Below are 16827 nucleotides of genomic sequence, written 5' to 3'. Positions count from 1 at the left end.
CAAGTAGGACAAGATACTACAGATAGTAATGGAGAAGTAACTTTTACAAACTTGACTCCAGGAACAGCTTATACAGTAGTAGAAAGTGGAGGACCATCTAACTACACAGCTACTTACAATCCAGCAGGAGCATTTGAAGTAGTAGCAGATCAAACAACTAATATAGGCGTATCAAACGCACCAGATACAGTTGTTACAAAAGGAAGCGTTAAAGTAACGAAAACATTTACTGATGGAAATACTAACCTATCAGGAATAACCTTTACATTATATGATGACGGAGTACAAGTAGGACAAGATACTACAGATAGTAATGGAGAAGTAACTTTTACAAACTTGACTCCAGGAACAGCTTATACAGTAGTAGAAAGTGGAGGACCATCTAACTACACAGCTACTTACAATCCAGCAGGAGCATTTGAAGTAGTAGCAGATCAAACAACTAATATAGGCGTATCAAACGCACCAGATACAGTTGTTATAAAAGGAAGCGTTAAAGTAACGAAAACATTTACTGATGGAAATACTAACCTATCAGGAATAACCTTTACATTATATGATGACGGAGTACAAGTAGGACAAGATACTACAGATAGTAATGGAGAAGTAACTTTTACAAACTTGACTCCAGGAACAGCTTATACAGTAGTAGAAAGTGGAGGACCATCTAACTACACAGCTACTTACAATCCAGCAGGAGCATTTGAAGTAGTAGCAGATCAAACAACTAATATAGGCGTATCAAACGCACCAGATACAGTTGTTATAAAAGGAAGCGTTCAAGTTACCAAATCATATACAGATGAAACTAGCCCCGAAGGAGTAACCTTTACATTATATAAAGGTGAGGTTCAAGTAGGAAGTTCACAGAATACAGATAGTAATGGAGAAGTAACCTTTGGAAACTTGACTCCAGGAACAAATTATACAGTAGTAGAAAGCGGAGGACCATCCGGATACACAGCCACTTACAGTCCAGCAGGAGCATTTAGTGTAGTAGCAGATGAGACTACCTATGTAACAGTAACAAATACAAGAGAAGAACTCCAAGATATCACAATAACATTAAAAAAAGTATGGGTAAGCAATTCTTCTAGCAGACCTTCTGGATGGAAGGTAGAAGCCTACATTCCTGGCGAAGAAGATGAAATACTAGCAACTTTAGAATTAGATATAGACGAAACTACTTTTGAAATAGCACCAGGAACAATCTTTAGCATAAAAGAAACTGGGATAAATAATGTAGCAAATTGGAGTGCAACTGGTGACTTAGGAGACGGCTTTGAACCAAATGAGGATACTACCTACACCATAACAAATACTAGGACTACCGGCAGCAACCCTAGAACCCCTAGAACACCTACAGTCCTAAAGGTTGACCCTGAGCAACCAACTGTTCAAGAGATTGAGATAGTACCTGAAGAACCTGAAACACAGCCTGAACCAGAAGTAGTAGAGATTGTTCTAGAAAAACCTGCAGCTAAGCCTGAACTTCCTAAGACTGGTGGAAGTGGAATGTTAGCTCTTGCATTAAGTGGTATAATGTTAACAAGTGGAGGATTATTCCTAAGAAGATACGGCAGAAAGTAGGATGAATGAGTAATGACACATAAAAGGGCAGGAAACCTTAAGCGAATTCTATCTTGGATAGGTGCAGTATTGATAATCGCTGGGGTTTCCCTGGCCCTTTTCCCTTTCTTAGAGAATGCCTATTACAGATATTTTGTATTAGGGCAACAAAAGGCAAGTACTGCCTGGTACTGGGAAGACAAACCAGATGAGCTTTCCTACGTTATGCTAATTGAGGATCACGTAAAGGTAATTCCTGAAAGATTTCCAGATAAACTAATAGCAGATGAAGGATTCTTAACGATACCAGACATAGAATTAAGCCTTGCAGTAGGTTATGGAATTGAAGATGCGGATTTAAGAACTGGTCCTAGTTTTTATCCACAAAGTGGTTATCCGGATACAGGAAATGTATCCATTGCAGGACATCGTAATGCCTATGGATCTCCCTTTTGGCACTTAGATAAGTTGACAAATGGAGATGAAATATATTTAACGTACAGGGGTAAAAACTATATTTACCAGGTAGATGAGGTATATATTACTAACAGTACGGATTGGAGTGTAATCGATCCAACTCCTACGCCGGCTTTAACACTTACCACCTGTGATCCGGTTATAAGACCTAGAGATGGGGAGTATGATAGGTTAATTGTAAGGGCGTATTTAATTGAAGCAAATAAAAACTGACATTCGGGCGAATGTCAGTTTTTACTTACAAGATCTTCTTGCCAATTCACTTTTAGGCCACCATTTTCACCTTGGTGGCTTACTCGTAGTGAATGATCAATGTAATTCTGTGCTATGTGGCTTGTGTAAGGGAGGTAGCCAAAATATTTAGAAGGGTCATTTTTTGGGCTAAAGGTTGGGTCTGCTGGAAGCCAGCCAATATCTTCGATATAGAATTCAACCCAACTATGTCTATAGTTTCTAAGAGAAACTGCTTGTCCATTTTTTACGTTCCAAACATCACCAAGAACTTTAGGGTCAGCATAACCATTAACCTGTCTTGCAGGAATGTCAGCAGCTCTAGAAAGTGCTACAAATAATGCTGCATAATCTTCACATACACCTTCACCTGTTGTCAATGCACTCATAGCACCTTTATTTCTGTTTGGTGAGTCTAGATTGTATGTAATATGATTTTTAACATAAGCAAATATTGCACGAGATTTTTCCAAATCACTAGTTAAGTTTTTAGTAAGTTCTGATGCTTTATTCTTGATTGCTGATTTATCACTTTCAATTTTCTCAGATGGTTGAAGATACTCTTCTAAGTTCTTAGTTGACTCATATCCCAAGTCACCATAGGTTTCAGTTATGTTAGCTGGGGTGGTTAAACTATACACAGGATTAACTAATATATTATAGTCAATTACTATTGTTTCAGTTTTCCCAGGTGCAATAGAATCTATTGTAAAGATACCGTTACGAGAATTTTGGACTTCATCAACCATTTCAATGGGTGTCATGTTATAGGATTCGGTTATTGTTTCTTGGTAATTAGAGTCAATACTTATTAATGGAACCTGTATACGTACATTTTTTGAGATCTGATTACTAGTATTAGCAACTTCTATTTTTGTCTGGATATTTCTGTAGAATGATTCAGATATTCCATTTGGCTGAGCTGGTTCAATTATTGCAGTTTGATCAGGCACAGCAGAAGCTGTGCTAGAACTAGCACCAGCTAATGGTGTAATAGATAGTACAGCAATGAGTATAATCAAAATACCTTTTAAGCCCAGGTTTCTAACAGGTTTAATAATTTCTTTAAACAAAACAATCCCTCCAAGTGTGAGGGACCGACAATTCTTTCCGTTTTTTCCTGCATACTCTGCATTTCCAAAGTATAACTGTTGTAAAATAAAAATCCCCTGTCTTCGGTAACCTGGCGATCATAGTTCAAATGAACCTTAGATCCACGGCTTTGCGTCCTTACCTTTCAGTAAGTTTGCCTTTGTCGGTCAGGATATTAATCCTTACCCCTTATTAATTTATTACTAGCATTTAAGCGTAATTTCGATATATTTCTATTTTGTACATAAAGTCTTCTACATTAAGAAATAAATTCCTTCTTTTTATTTAAAATAAATTATTTTTTTACAGAATTTATTTTAACGCTAAGAAATTGTTTTTCCTGAGTTAATAGATGTTCAGTTATTATTAAATACAGAAAAAATGCAGGAATAATTGGTAATAGTATAGTATATAAACATAAGTTCATTTTGCATTTGAGAGAAGGTTAGATAATGGCAGAGATTAAGAGAATTATATGTACTACTTTAATACTTCTTGTAGTGATTACTTCATTTCAAATAGTGTTTTTTGAGGAAAGTGCTTCTGCAAATATGCCAGTTAAAATTGCGGTTGATGGGGTTATCATAAACCCAGGTGACCAGCCTCCATTTATACAGAACGAGAGGGTACTTGTCCCATTAAGAGTCATAACTGATTTTCTTGGAGCTAATACCACCTGGAATAGCGTGACTAAAACAGTTGTAATTGAGATAGATAATAGGGTAGTAGAAATGTGGCTGGGAAGCAATTACGTGAAGGTTGATGGGGTTACTACTTCAGTAGATGTTGCTCCTAGATTAACAAATAATAATAGAATAGTGGTTCCTTTAAGGTTTGTAAGTGAAGTATTAGGATACCAAATTGCATGGGATGGTAGAAATTATCTCGCAAGTGTATTTACAAAGGGGCAATCCTCTCAGGAGAGGGCTACAATCATAGTGGCACTAGCTGATAGAAGTCGCCTTCAGCAAAATAATCTACAAAGGATAAGTATTGGTGACAAAGATCATCAGGTCGAATATGTCATGGGTAAACCTAATCGCAAGGAAATTGGTTTTATGGGATTAGATACCTGGACATATCATTATAATTATCATGATTATTATCTTTTTGGTTTTTATAATGGAGAGCTAATGTATATATATACAAATTCTTCTTCTGAAGATGCCCAAGGGGTTGCAATAGGTGATAATAAGGCAGTATTAGAGTCCAAGGTTGACACCCGCGATTTTCCGCCATTAGAATTTTTTGAGGGTAATGTTCTTGTTTATTTGGCAAATAATCATACAAGGAGTAATAAAATTCACACAGTAATAGGTGATAGTGTTGTAGTTTATTATATTGATGAATTTGACGATAATAGAGTATCAGGAATAGAAGTATATCACAAGCTTATGATGACTTGTGATAATCCAATTATAGACTATAATTATACATACCTTGGAGATGAGCCTCAACTAGGCTTACCCCAACCCTCAGCTAGAATGCAGACAGACATAAATAGGTCTTTAGAAAGACAAATTTTTGATATGACAAATTCCCTAAGGGTTAAGGAAGGTTTAGATCCAGTTTTGTGGCATAATGATGTAGCTATAGTAGCTTATGCGCACAGTAAAGATATGTCTGATGGAAACTACTTTGCCCACATATCTCCTGACGGAAAAGGACCTAGGAATAGGGTAAGAGAAGCTAATATTGCTTTTCAGGATGTTCTAGAAAATATAGCCATGAATACTATTAATTCTGCTGAAACAATGCATGCATTGATGAATAGTGAAGGTCATAGAGACGCTATCTTACTAGAAGGAAATACCCATCTTGGGGTGGGAGCATTTAAAGGAAAGGATATATATTATACACAAGTTTTTCTTACCGTTAACTAATTGCTTATTAAACTTAGGTAATAGAAAAAATTCAAAAAAAGAATAAAAAAGGCAGTCCGTTTAAATTAAAAAACGGCTGTCTTTTTCTTTATGAAAATACACAAAAAAGACACAATTGTTTGCTATGATAATGTATAATTTTGGAGGTGTGAAAGTGGAAGCTTCTAGTCACTAACCCAAGGGCAGGATTAATTACCTGCTATAAAGTTTTGGAGTGTGGACTAGCTAATGTTATCATAAGGTTCTAGGAAAAGGCTTTTAGTTTGATTGAAAAAAGGAGGATGGATTTCATATGTCGCAAAAGAAACAGGAATTTATGAAAAGAAAAAACAAGAAGACAGGTGGAAACAGGGTTGTTATTGGAGTACTTATAGTTCTTATAGTTTTTGCTGTGGGAGCTTATATTAAAATGTCTGGTGATGCCCCAAGTGAAGTTAGATGGGAAGGTGGAGACTATAACTTTGGGCAGGCTGTGGATTATTCTGGCAAAATATTGACCCAAGAAAGCATAGAACTTACAGTAGAGGATGGAAAAGCAATTATCCCCCTTGACTATGTGACTGAAAATGAATTTATCTATACCGAATATGATAAGGATGACTTTAGCTTGCCATTAATGTCATATATTTCCCCAACAGGAAGATTGGTTACTGCCATATCTTTCTGTGAACCATGCCGTTCTCAAAGCTTTCACATTAAAGGTGAAGAAATTATATGTGATAGTTGTAATACGAAGTGGGATTTAGCTACATTAGACGGAATTTCTGGGGGATGTTTGAACTATCCTCCTGAAGAAATTGATTACCAGGTAGACGATGGCAATATTGTTATTAGTGAGAACGATATAAGGTCATGGATTCCAAGGGACTAAGCGCAACGAGGTGAAAGTTTAATGAGGGTTGATTCCATAGCATTAAAAAATATAAAACGACGCCCGGCCAAAGCGCTATTTATGGTACTTGGAATTATCTTGGCAGTAGGTACCATAGTCACTCTTTACACTACTACAAGCTCCTTGAATGTGGAATTAGCAGATCGCTTTGACGAAATAGGTGCAAACATCATGGTAATTCCTGATTCTAAGGAAATCAATCTCTCATATGGAGGGGTGAGGGTGAGTGGCACCCAGGAGAAGCAATACCTAGTAAATCGTGATATCATTGCTATTAATACCATTCCTAATGGTGAGAATATAGCTACAGTAGCACCGAAGCTTTTAACTCCTTTGACAATTTCAGGACAAAGGATTGTTGCTATGGGAGTAGATTTCCCAATGGAATTTGCTTTAAAACCTTGGTGGAGCTTTGAAGGGGAAAAGCCTAGAGGGGTAATAGATGTGTTGTTAGGTTCAGATGTGGCAACAATCTTAGGTCTTAAACCTGGTGATGCCATAGATATTGAAGGGGAAATTTTTAATGTTTCTGCGGTGCTTGACCCACAAGGAAGTGAGGAGGATGGTCTTGTTTTCATCCAGCTCTTAGCTGCACAAAGATTAGCAGATAGAGAGGATAGCCTGTCTTTAATTGAAGTGGCTGCATACTGTAACACATGCCCCATTGAAGATATTGTTATGGATATTAATAAAGCATTACCCGGTGCTAAAGCTACCGCTCTAGGTGAGGCTGTACGGGCTCGTGCAGCGGTAGTGGATAGGTTTAATAAATTCTCGGCGGCTGTAGCCTTTGTAGTCTTTTTAATAGGATCTCTTTTGATCCTAGTTACAGTAATTAGTTCCGTAAAAGAAAGAACAAAGGAAATAGGTGTATTTAGGGCAATAGGTTTTAGGCAGAGTAGTATTATAGAAATATTTCTTACAGAAGCACTAATCTTAGGCTTGCTTGGTGGTGTTATTGGGTATATTGCAGGTACCATTACTGCAAGGGTTTTAGCAGCTAGTGCCGCTGGCATGGAAGTTGCTATAGGGTGGGACTTTTTGTTTGCTGGAGTTACGATTGTCCTGGCACTAATTATAAGTCTTTTGTCTAGTGCATACCCTGCTGTAAAAGCAGCCAAGCTTGATCCTGTGGAAGCCCTACGCCACATTTAGGAGGTTGAAATATGGGGAAAAAGGATTTAATAGAAGTCCAGAATCTAACAAAGATATATGCAAGTGGCAGCGAACAGGTTAACGCCTTAAATGGTCTTAATCTTACAATAGAAAATGGAGAATTTGTAGCACTTATGGGTCCTTCGGGTTCTGGTAAAAGCACCCTTTTAACAATACTGGGAGCCCTTAATCCACCAACTCAGGGACAGGTTTTAATAGATGATATAGATATTTATAAATTGCCTACTGAAAGAAGGGCTGACTTTAGAAGCACTTATATGGGATTTGTGTTTCAACAATTTCACTTAATCCCATATTTGACTGCTGTAGAAAATGTTATGCTTCCCCTTGCAATTGGTGCTAAATCCAGCAAGGAACAGACAGAAAAAGCTAAAACTTTGCTAGAAAAGGTAGGCTTAGGGAATAAATTTAATAGGCTACCAAATCAGCTGTCAGGTGGGGAGCAGGAAAGGGTAGCAATAGCTAGAGCCCTTGTAAATGACCCTCCTATAGTGTTTGCAGATGAACCAACAGGAGCTCTCGATGCTAAAACTAGCTTGGAAATAATGGAATTATTTCAAAAGGTAAATGAAGAAAGTTATACGATTATAATGGTTACTCACAATAAGGAGAACCTAGATTTTGTTAAAAGAGCTGTTTTTATTAAAGACGGTGAAATAGAAAAGGAAGATTCTTACGAAAGGGCAGGGTTATCATAAATTGAGCCTGATAAATATAGCATTAGCTAACCTAAAAGTAAGAAAAATAAAATATATCTTTCTTATGCTTGGAATGTTAATTGGTACTGCTACTATAGTAACCCTATTTTCAATTACTACTGCTATGGAATCAGAACTAAAGGATCATTTTGATAAGGTAGGAACACGAATCCTTATTACAGAAGGCCAAGAGAAGCTTTCTTTATCCTATCGAGGAATAACTGTGGCAGAGGACATTGGAGAAGGTCCCAATTTGTTTTCTGACGAAAAACTAACTGCTTTGTCACAACTTTTATCTTATGAAACGGTGGCTACAGTTTCACCAAAATTAGTATCAAGCGGGGTAACGGATGAAGGAATATCTGTATTATCAATAGGTATTAATTTTGCTGATGAGGTAAATGTAAAAGGATACTGGCAGGTATCGGGTGGGCTCCCTGTTCAAGAAAATCAAGTTCTTCTAGGTAGGCATTTAGCAGATAATCTGGAAGTAGACGTTGGAGATTCTTTCATTATATTTGATGAAAAGTTTAATGTAGCAGGGATATTAGATGAATTAGGCTCCCAAGAAGATTATTTATTATACCTGTACCTAGAGAAATTACAAAGTCTAACAGACAATGAAAGTCTATTAAGCATGGTTGAGTTGGTTTTCCCTGGTAATAAGGGTATAGAGGCTGCAGATTCGTTGATTGATGAGCTAAGTAAAATAGATACAACCTTAGCAGGTACAAGAGTGCAGGATGCAGCAGAAGGAAGAAGAGTTTTGGTAGAGCATTTTGCAAAGATTTCATTTATGGTAACTATAGTAATTATTGTGATAGGATCTTTAATTATGGGTACCACAATGATGTCTTCTGTAAAAGAAAGAACTTGGGAAATTGGTATTTTCAGAGCATATGGTTTTAGGAAAAAGCATATCATGTCAGTAATTTTTTATGAAGCTGGAATTCTAAGTGCTGTATCAGGAGCAGGTGGGTATCTCTTAGGAATGCTTTTAGCTGTTTTTGCAGCACCTGTAATAGCTGATATTCAAACAAGTATAGTCTGGAATCCTCTGGTGGGTTTATGGGTGCTGGTCTTAACAGTATTAGTAGGAGTACTCGCAAGTCTTTATCCAGCAGTTAGGGCTGCTAATCTGGATCCAGTAAAAGCTCTTAATTATTTATAGAAACTTACAGAAACACCTAAAATTAGGCTAATCGCCTAATTTTTTTTATTGAAGGAAAAAAAAGAGGAATATGGAAATATCTAGAGAAATAAATATAAATAGTTATTAGAATATTCTGGATTAGGATATATTGGTATAATTGGTCCGCCAATTTTTGTGAACCTCCAGTAAAGACTGCGCCGGAATTACTGGTCTGTATCCTGATACTATAGAATAGATTACTTAGTATAGAGATTTGGTAGATTATACCTAAGATTAGATAGGGGACCGCAATGAAAGACATTTATTTCTTGAGAGATTTAGCTACAGTAAAGACGGTTTCAGATCCCCAAAGGTTGCGGATTCTGGAGCATCTCATTTGTCAACGGGCGACGGTGCAACAAATAGCAGGGATGCTGCAAGACACACCTGCCAAGATCCATTACCATGTCAAGGAACTGGAAAAGTATGGGTTAATCCAGCTAGTGAAAACCATTGAAAAAAAGGGCATTTTAGAGAAATATTACAGGGCAGTAGCTTACAATTTTTACATAGATCAAGCATTAGGAAAGTTTTTTCAGGAAAATGAGGCTGCAGCTTTACACACCGTTACCCGGGACATTCTCTCGTGGCGACGTCACGAATTACTGAAAGTGGATATAGAACGGGTGGCCAAAACAATGGTCAGTACATGCCTAGCTATTCAACCCGGTGAAGTGGTCTATATTCAGGGAAGCACTCTCCAGTCGGAACTGGCGGAAGCCATCAGTCTTCACATTTTTCGTGCCGGAGCGAACCCGCATTTGCAGATAGTTTCTCCTTTCATGAAGCTACAAATGCTCCAGGAAATGCCAGAAAAATATTTGATTAATAGTATGGATTATCTAGTGGATTGGTTAGATAAGGTTGACACCATGGTAATGCTAGAACATGTGGTTGACCCTCTAGAATTGAAGCAGGCTGATCCTAAGAGAGTTGAACTATTACGCCAGGCTTGGTCTAAAGTGCGTAACAAGCGGACTGAAAGAGGGATTAAATGGGCCTTTGTTGGATATCCGACTAATAATCAGGCAGCAGCCATAGGTGTAAATTTTGTTCATTTTCATGATATTTTTTGGTACAGCATGGATATAGAGTACGACAGAATAGGTACTCTAGGACGTAGAATTGCCTCGGTTTTGGATAAAGGTCAAGAGGTCGTTTTGTCTTCGGATCGAGGAACCTGTCTAAAACTGAGTATTACTGACCGCTCCAGCATGGTAGAAGACGGCATTATTTCTGCAGAGGATTTGGCTGATGGCAGACCCTTTATTAATTTGCCCTGTGGTGAAGTTAGTATTGCCCCTGTGGAAACATCGGCGGAAGGTAAGATGTACTGTAATTTTTTATATTATAACGGACAACGTATCAGCGGTGTTGAGCTGAAATTTGCTGGGGGTAAGCTAGTTGGAATCCAGGCAGCTGAAAAAGAAAATTTAATTAGAGAGATGCTGTTTAGCGGAAATGATGATCGTAACCGCATTGGGGAATTGGGCATCGGTCTAAACCCTAAAATATTGGAACCATTAGGCTACCAGGTCTATGACAGTAAAGCCTTTGGGCGAGTACACTTATCCATGGGGGAAAACCGGATGTTCGGCGGGAAAAACCAGTCGGCACTAAACCTGCCTCTGGTATTGGAACCAGTTGATGTAGCAATAGACGGACAACAGCTCATCAGAGCTGGACAGTTCGTTTTTAAATAGGAAGACGATAAAATAAATTTTAATGATAAATTTTTGTTAATTAATGTTATCGAGTTTACTGGTTAAACTGCTTTGCTGCAATATGAGTTTTTGATTTTGTAAGGGAGGTGATAGTCAGGAGTTAGCTAGGAAGTTATGTATGGAGGATATTGTTAAAATTTTTGAGGAGGTTAAAAAATGAGGAACTGGAAACTTATGTTAGTTTTAGTGGTTTTGTTAGCTGTCGGTCTGATATTTATAGGCTGTGGTCAAAACCAAGAAGTTCAGGAGGATGATGTTAAAGAGGAAGCTGTTCTGGTTTACAACTTAGGTGCTGAACCGGAAATCCTAGACCCGGCTCCGTCAACCGGAGTCCCCGAAGCAACCGTTCAAACGGCTATTTTCGAAGGCTTGACCAGATTGGATAAAGACAACCTACCGTCTGAAGGTATGGCAAAATCATGGGATGTTTCCCCCGATGGTCTGGTATATACTTTCCACTTACGGGAAGATGCCACTTGGACCAATGGCGATCCTGTAACTGCCGAAGACTTTGTATATTCATGGAAACGTTTACTTAGCCCGGAAATGGCTGCTGAGTATGCTTACCAGCTCTGGTATGTGAAAAATGGTGAAGCCTACACCAATGGTGAAGCAAATGCCGATGATGTTGGTATTAAAGCGTTGGACGAATTCACCTTGGAAGTTACTTTAGAAGCACCGACTCCCTATTTCGTGAGCCTAGCTTCCTTCCCTAGCTTGTACCCGGTTAATCAAAAAGTAGTGGAAAGTGACCCAGATGGTTGGCATCTCAATATGGAAACCTTGGTTGGCAATGGTCCATTCAAGATTGTCAGTTGGGAGCATAATAGCAAAATTGAGATAGTTAAGAACCCAGATTACTGGGATGCAGATACAGTTAAACTAGATAAGGTAGTTATTACTTTGGTGGAATCACAAGATACCGAACTGAGCATGTTTGAAGCTGGACAGATTGATATTGCGGAAGATCCACCGATTACTGATGCTCGTCGTTTGTTAGATGAAGGTACAGCAACTCTATATCCGGAATTGGGCATCTATTACTACCTGATTAATACTGCCAAGGAACCATTTGATGATGTACGGGTGCGCAAAGCCTTAGCTTTAGGCATTGACCGTCAATCCATCATTGATAATGTAACCCAGAGATTCGAAGCACCTGGTACTGCCGTTGTACCCATTGGCCTGCCTGATGCTAAACCTGGTGATGATTTTCGGGAAATTGGCGGAGACTACTTGAAGGATAATGATGTTGAAACAGCTCAACAGTTGCTGGCGGAAGCTGGTTTCCCAGGCGGCGAAGGCTTCCCAGAGTTTACTATTTTGTACAATACTCACGATAATCACCAAAAGATAGCCGAAGCTATCCAAGAAATGTGGAACAAGAATTTAAACATCAATGCCAAACTCACTAATCAGGAATGGGGTGTATACCTAAATACTCGTAAAGTGGGAGATTATGAGGTAGCCCGGGCTGGTTGGTTGGCTGACTATGTGGATGCTATGACTTTCCTTGATATGTGGATGACCGGCAGCGGAAATAACCATACCAACTGGAATGATACGGAATTCGATAGATTGATTAACGTCGCCAAGAGCGATGATAATCCGGATGTTCGGATTAAAGCCATGCATGATGCTGAGGATATTTTAATGGATGCCATGCCGATTATCCCTATATACTTCTATACCAATGTCAACATGTATAAGCCCTGGGTTAAGGATGTATATGTACCTGTGGTGGCTAGCTACCAAGAATTTAAATGGGCGTATATTGATCAAGATTTGAAGAATAGTCAGTAACTGGCTGGAGGAATTGCAGAGGTATACATGATTTTCATGTATACCTCTCCCTACCTTATTCCTTATTGGTAAAATATTACAGAGAAGAGGTTGTCTGTGTGACTCATTACTTGGTACGCAGGATAATAGCCATGGCTATTGCCTTATTCTTCATTGTTACCTTGACATTCTTTGGTATGAAGATAATACCAGGAGGCCCTTTTCAATCGGAAAAGGAAATGCCTCCGTCAATTAAAAAGAATATTGAAGAAAAATACAAGCTCAACGCTCCGCTTAGTAAGCAGTATCTTGATTACCTTGGTAGAGTGATTCGTTGGGAGTTTGGACCTTCTTTTAAATTCCCAGGACGTAGTGCTGATCAAATGATTGAGGAAGGCTTTCCAGTTTCTGCAAAATTAGGAGCCCTGACAGTGGGATTTGCCCTGATAATTGGATTGTCAGCCGGGATTATTTCTGCCTTGCGTCAATACCATTGGCAGGATTATTCGGCCATGGTGTTGGCTACAATTGGGTTTTCTGTACCCAGTTTTGTAATGGCTGGAGGCCTGCAGTATGTCTTTGCCTATAAATTGAACTGGATTTTACCGGCCATGTGGGGGTCGCCTCAGCAGGCTATTTTGCCAACTCTGGCGTTGGCCGGCTTGCCTACCGCCATGATTGCTCGTTTAATGCGCTCTAGTATGCTGGAAGTATTGCAGCAGGACTATATCCGTACTGCAAAATCTAAGGGATTAGGGGAACGGGTGATTATTTATCGGCATGCTTTGCGCAATGCTATTATGCCGGTGATAACCTATTTAGGACCATTAATAGCCAGTATTTTTACTGGCAGCTTTGTGGTGGAATACATCTTTGCCGTTCCTGGCTTGGGTAGACATTTCGTCACCAGCATTATGAACAGGGACTATACAGTAATTATGGGAATTACAGTTTTTTATAGTTTGTTTTTAATGATTATGAATCTAATGGTTGACCTCGCCTATAGTGCAATCGACCCAAGGGTTAAACTAACCGGTGGAAAGGAGTGAGTAGAGCATGGTTGTCAGGCTGGAAGTACAGCAAGAGATGTTTGAACATGTGGGGCAGGACCGGAAGGAAGCGGAAGTGCTCACTCGCCCTACTACTACCTATTGGCAGGATGTCTGGCGGCGGCTGAAACAGAATAAAGTGGCCATGGCCAGTCTGGTGATGATTAGTATTTTGACAGTACTAGCTGTTGTAGCACCTTACTTTAACTCTTTTTCCTATTCTGATCAGGTGCTGGAGCTGAAAAATTTACCACCCAATGAAACCTACTGGTTTGGAACAGATTCCCTAGGTCGTGATTTATTTACCCGAATTTGGCACGGTGCCCGAATATCCCTACAAATCGGTTTTCTGACGGCTTTTATCGTATTGGTAATCGGGGTTATCTATGGTGGTATCTCCGGGCTATTGGGCGGTTGGGTTGACGAAGTGATGATGCGGATTGTGGAAATATTATATAGTGTGCCATTTCTGATTTATGTAATTTTGCTGATGGTGATTATGGAGCCTAGTTTAAAAACAATTTTAATTGCCTTGGGTGCTGTATACTGGCTGCCCATGGCCCGTTTAGTAAGGGGGCAGATCCTGAGTTTAAAAGAGCAGGAGTATATTTTGGCAGCCAGAACTTTGGGCGCTGGTAACTTGCGAATCCTGTTCAGACATTTAATTCCCAATACAATGGGGCCCATTTTAGTGTATACGACCCTGGCCATCCCGGAGGCCATCTTTACGGAAGCGTGGTTAAGTTTTTTGGGTTTGGGTGTATCAGCTCCCATAGCCAGTTGGGGTGCCTTAGCAAGTGACGGATTAAAAGGTATACGTGCCTATCCCTGGCAACTGCTTTTCCCGGCCTTGTTTATAAGTTTAACGATTTTGTGTTTTAATTTATTCGGCGATGGACTGCGGGATGCCCTAGATCCGCGGACCCGCAAATAGGAGGTGTAACCGTTGAGCAAAATTTTGGAAGTCAAGGATTTGAAAGTATCTTTTTTTACCCATGTAGGCGAAGTGCAGGCGGTTCGCGGTATCACCTTTGATTTGACTGCGGGAGAAGCTATTGCCATTGTAGGGGAATCTGGGTGCGGGAAAAGTGTTACTGCTCAGGCCATAATGAAACTTGTTCCCTCACCGCCGGGAAAGGTGGTAGCTGGGTCTATCTTTTTTAATGGCATTGATCTGGTACATAAGCCTGAAAAAGAAATGCAGTCTGTCCGGGGAAACCAAATTGGAATGATTTTTCAGGATCCAATGACATCACTAAATCCTACTATGACCATTGGCCGTCAGATTGTAGAGGGTTTAATTAAGCATCAAGGGTTAAATGGAGCCAAGGCTAGGGCTAAAGCCTTAGATATGTTAAGTTTGGTGGGTATACCACAGGCAGAACGCAGACTTAAGCAGTATCCTCATGAATTCAGCGGTGGGATGCGCCAGCGAGTTATGATTGCGTTGGCCTTGGCCTGTAATCCAAAACTTTTAATTGCTGATGAACCAACAACAGCTTTAGATGTAACCATTCAGGCTCAGATTATTGAGTTGATGATAGATTTAAAAGATAAGACTGGAACCTCTATTATTTTGATTACCCACGATCTGGGAGTGGTTGCAGGTTTAAGTAGCCGCATTATGGTCATGTACGCTGGACAAATTGTAGAAGAGGGAACAACCCGTGAGGTATTTTATAAACCGAAACATCCCTATACATGGAGCTTGCTCAAAGCGATTCCGCGCTTGGATGAAAAAACCAAGCAACGCCTGGTTTCAATTCCGGGGCAACCCCCTGATCTAATTCAGCCGCCAAGTGGTTGTAGTTTCGCACCCCGTTGTGAACATGCAATGCGGGTTTGTTTGGAGCATCCACCCCAAGAAACAAAGCTTGAAAATGGTCACCGGGTATCCTGTTGGTTGATGCATTCTCAGGCACCAAGAGTTCTTCTGGAAGGGGTGAGGTAATTGAAACCAGCACAAGTACTAGTGGAGGTAAGTGATTTAAAGAAATTTTTTTCTATGAAAACAACTTTGCTTGGCCCACCTAGTTATCTTAAAGCTGTTGATAATGTCAGCTTTACCATAAAGAAGGGAGAAACTTTGGGTTTGGTTGGCGAAAGTGGCTGCGGTAAAACTACGGTAGGCCGGACGTTGATCCGCTTGTACAACCCAACTGATGGAGTCTTCCATTTTGGGGGTAAAAATGTGTTTGCTTTCAAGGGTAAGCAGATGCTGGTCATTCGCCGGAAAATACAGATGATTTTTCAGGATCCTTATGCATCACTTAACCCGAGAATGACTGTAGGTGACATAGTTGGTGAACCCTTGGATATTCATAACCTGGCCAAATCTGCTCAGCGTACCCGCCGTGTTCGTGAGTTATTGGACAGGGTAGGTTTACTTCCGGAACATGCTAACCGTTTTCCACATGAGTTTAGTGGTGGTCAAAGGCAGCGCATCGGCATCGCCCGTGCATTAGCTGTGGAACCTAGTTTCATTATTTTAGATGAACCGATTTCTGCATTGGATGTTTCCATCCAGGCACAGGTAGTGAACATGTTGGAAAATTTGCAGCAGGATATGGGTTTAACTTATCTTTTCATTGCTCATGATTTGTCCATGGTGCGTCATATTAGTGATCGCGTGGCAGTAATGTATTTGGGTAGAATTATGGAAATTGCGGATAGTGTTGATATTTATGAAAAACCGCAGCACCCTTACACAAAAGCCTTATTGTCAGCGGTACCTATTCCTGATCCTGACCTGGAGGCCAAGAAAAAAAGGATTATCCTGGAAGGCGATGTACCCAGTCCGATTAAACCCCCTAGTGGATGTCGTTTCCGTACCCGTTGTGCACAAGCACAGGAAATTTGCGAGCAGCAGGAACCGGAACTACGAGAAATAGACATCGGACATCAGGTGGCTTGTCACCTGGTTTAGAGTGCAGCTCAAGACAAGAGCGCTTTGGGACCCGAAGCTTTTTTGTGGATTATTCTGTTTAGAAGTTTTTTGTTTAAATAGCTTCCTTTAACAAATACTAAAATAAGTGCATTGCACACAACTAGATAAAGGAGGT

Annotated in this window: 13 protein-coding genes and 1 pseudogene; 13 read left to right on the top strand and 1 reads right to left on the bottom strand. The window is 39.8% G+C overall.

Annotated features, from left to right (window positions below; translation table 11 throughout):
- Positions 1-1590: pseudogene (locus APF76_13575) on the top strand.
- Positions 1591-1602: 12 nt separating this feature from the next.
- The gene (locus APF76_13570; GenBank protein ID KUO51662.1) at positions 1603-2259 is read left to right on the top strand and encodes a hypothetical protein; all 657 of its coding nucleotides are present in this window, start codon (positions 1603-1605) and stop codon (positions 2257-2259) included.
- A gap of 14 nt (positions 2260-2273) precedes the next feature.
- On the opposite strand, the gene APF76_13565 is transcribed toward APF76_13570, so the two are convergent.
- The gene (locus tag APF76_13565) at positions 2274-3350 is read right to left on the bottom strand and encodes a hypothetical protein (protein KUO51661.1); all 1077 of its coding nucleotides are present in this window, start codon (positions 3348-3350) and stop codon (positions 2274-2276) included.
- Between the two features lie 471 nt (positions 3351-3821).
- Here APF76_13565 and APF76_13560 point away from each other — a divergent pair, with 471 nt between their 5' ends.
- The 11 genes from APF76_13560 (at position 3822) to APF76_13510 (ending at position 16691) form a co-directional block, all read left to right on the top strand.
- Complete coding sequence (locus tag APF76_13560) at positions 3822-5252, top strand: hypothetical protein (protein KUO51660.1); 1431 nt, start codon at positions 3822-3824, stop codon at positions 5250-5252.
- Between the two features lie 292 nt (positions 5253-5544).
- The gene (locus tag APF76_13555) at positions 5545-6123 is read left to right on the top strand and encodes a hypothetical protein (protein KUO51659.1); all 579 of its coding nucleotides are present in this window, start codon (positions 5545-5547) and stop codon (positions 6121-6123) included.
- A 21-nt stretch (positions 6124-6144) separates the two neighbouring features.
- Positions 6145-7299: a hypothetical protein gene (locus APF76_13550; GenBank protein KUO51658.1), complete on the top strand. Its 1155-nt coding sequence runs from the start codon at positions 6145-6147 to the stop codon at positions 7297-7299.
- A gap of 11 nt (positions 7300-7310) precedes the next feature.
- Positions 7311-8018 (top strand): ABC transporter ATP-binding protein, encoded by a 708-nt coding sequence (locus APF76_13545; protein KUO51657.1) that lies wholly within the window; start codon positions 7311-7313, stop codon positions 8016-8018.
- 1 nt (position 8019) lies between these two features.
- Positions 8020-9189 (top strand): hypothetical protein, encoded by a 1170-nt coding sequence (locus APF76_13540; GenBank protein ID KUO51656.1) that lies wholly within the window; start codon positions 8020-8022, stop codon positions 9187-9189.
- Between the two features lie 272 nt (positions 9190-9461).
- On the top strand, positions 9462-10913 hold the full coding sequence (locus APF76_13535; GenBank protein KUO51655.1) for a hypothetical protein: 1452 nt from the start codon (positions 9462-9464) through the stop codon (positions 10911-10913).
- 177 nt (positions 10914-11090) lie between these two features.
- Positions 11091-12737 carry a hypothetical protein gene (locus tag APF76_13530; GenBank protein KUO51654.1) on the top strand — a complete coding sequence of 549 codons (1647 nt, stop codon included), beginning with the start codon at positions 11091-11093 and terminating at the stop codon, positions 12735-12737.
- A 131-nt stretch (positions 12738-12868) separates the two neighbouring features.
- Positions 12869-13765 carry a peptide ABC transporter permease gene (locus tag APF76_13525; protein KUO51679.1) on the top strand — a complete coding sequence of 299 codons (897 nt, stop codon included), beginning with the start codon at positions 12869-12871 and terminating at the stop codon, positions 13763-13765.
- A gap of 37 nt (positions 13766-13802) precedes the next feature.
- Positions 13803-14699, top strand: coding sequence for a diguanylate cyclase (locus APF76_13520; protein ID KUO51678.1), 897 nt, complete (start codon positions 13803-13805; stop codon positions 14697-14699).
- Between the two features lie 12 nt (positions 14700-14711).
- Positions 14712-15716, top strand: a complete 1005-nt coding sequence (locus tag APF76_13515) for a peptide ABC transporter ATP-binding protein (GenBank protein ID KUO51653.1) — start codon at positions 14712-14714, stop codon at positions 15714-15716.
- A gap of 54 nt (positions 15717-15770) precedes the next feature.
- Positions 15771-16691: a peptide ABC transporter ATP-binding protein gene (locus APF76_13510; GenBank protein KUO51677.1), complete on the top strand. Its 921-nt coding sequence runs from the start codon at positions 15771-15773 to the stop codon at positions 16689-16691.
- Positions 16692-16827 lie beyond the last annotated feature (136 nt).

It is taken from the genome of Desulfitibacter sp. BRH_c19, from assembly GCA_001515945.1.
Lineage (GTDB): Bacteria > Bacillota > DSM-16504 > Desulfitibacterales > Desulfitibacteraceae > Desulfitibacter.
The sequence above is the reverse complement of the archived record's forward strand: the minus strand, read 5'-3'. Positions and strand labels throughout refer to the sequence as shown.

Coding starts and splice junctions, on each gene's coding strand:
- APF76_13545 (KUO51657.1), top strand. CDS start 7,311: ATGGGGAAAAAGGATTTAATAGAAGTCCAGAATCTAACAAAGATATAT.
- APF76_13535 (KUO51655.1), top strand. CDS start 9,462: ATGAAAGACATTTATTTCTTGAGAGATTTAGCTACAGTAAAGACGGTT.
- APF76_13555 (KUO51659.1), top strand. CDS start 5,545: ATGTCGCAAAAGAAACAGGAATTTATGAAAAGAAAAAACAAGAAGACA.
- APF76_13560 (KUO51660.1), top strand. CDS start 3,822: ATGGCAGAGATTAAGAGAATTATATGTACTACTTTAATACTTCTTGTA.
- APF76_13550 (KUO51658.1), top strand. CDS start 6,145: ATGAGGGTTGATTCCATAGCATTAAAAAATATAAAACGACGCCCGGCC.
- APF76_13520 (KUO51678.1), top strand. CDS start 13,803: ATGTTTGAACATGTGGGGCAGGACCGGAAGGAAGCGGAAGTGCTCACT.
- APF76_13530 (KUO51654.1), top strand. CDS start 11,091: ATGAGGAACTGGAAACTTATGTTAGTTTTAGTGGTTTTGTTAGCTGTC.
- APF76_13510 (KUO51677.1), top strand. CDS start 15,771: ATGAAAACAACTTTGCTTGGCCCACCTAGTTATCTTAAAGCTGTTGAT.
- APF76_13525 (KUO51679.1), top strand. CDS start 12,869: ATGGCTATTGCCTTATTCTTCATTGTTACCTTGACATTCTTTGGTATG.
- APF76_13570 (KUO51662.1), top strand. CDS start 1,603: ATGACACATAAAAGGGCAGGAAACCTTAAGCGAATTCTATCTTGGATA.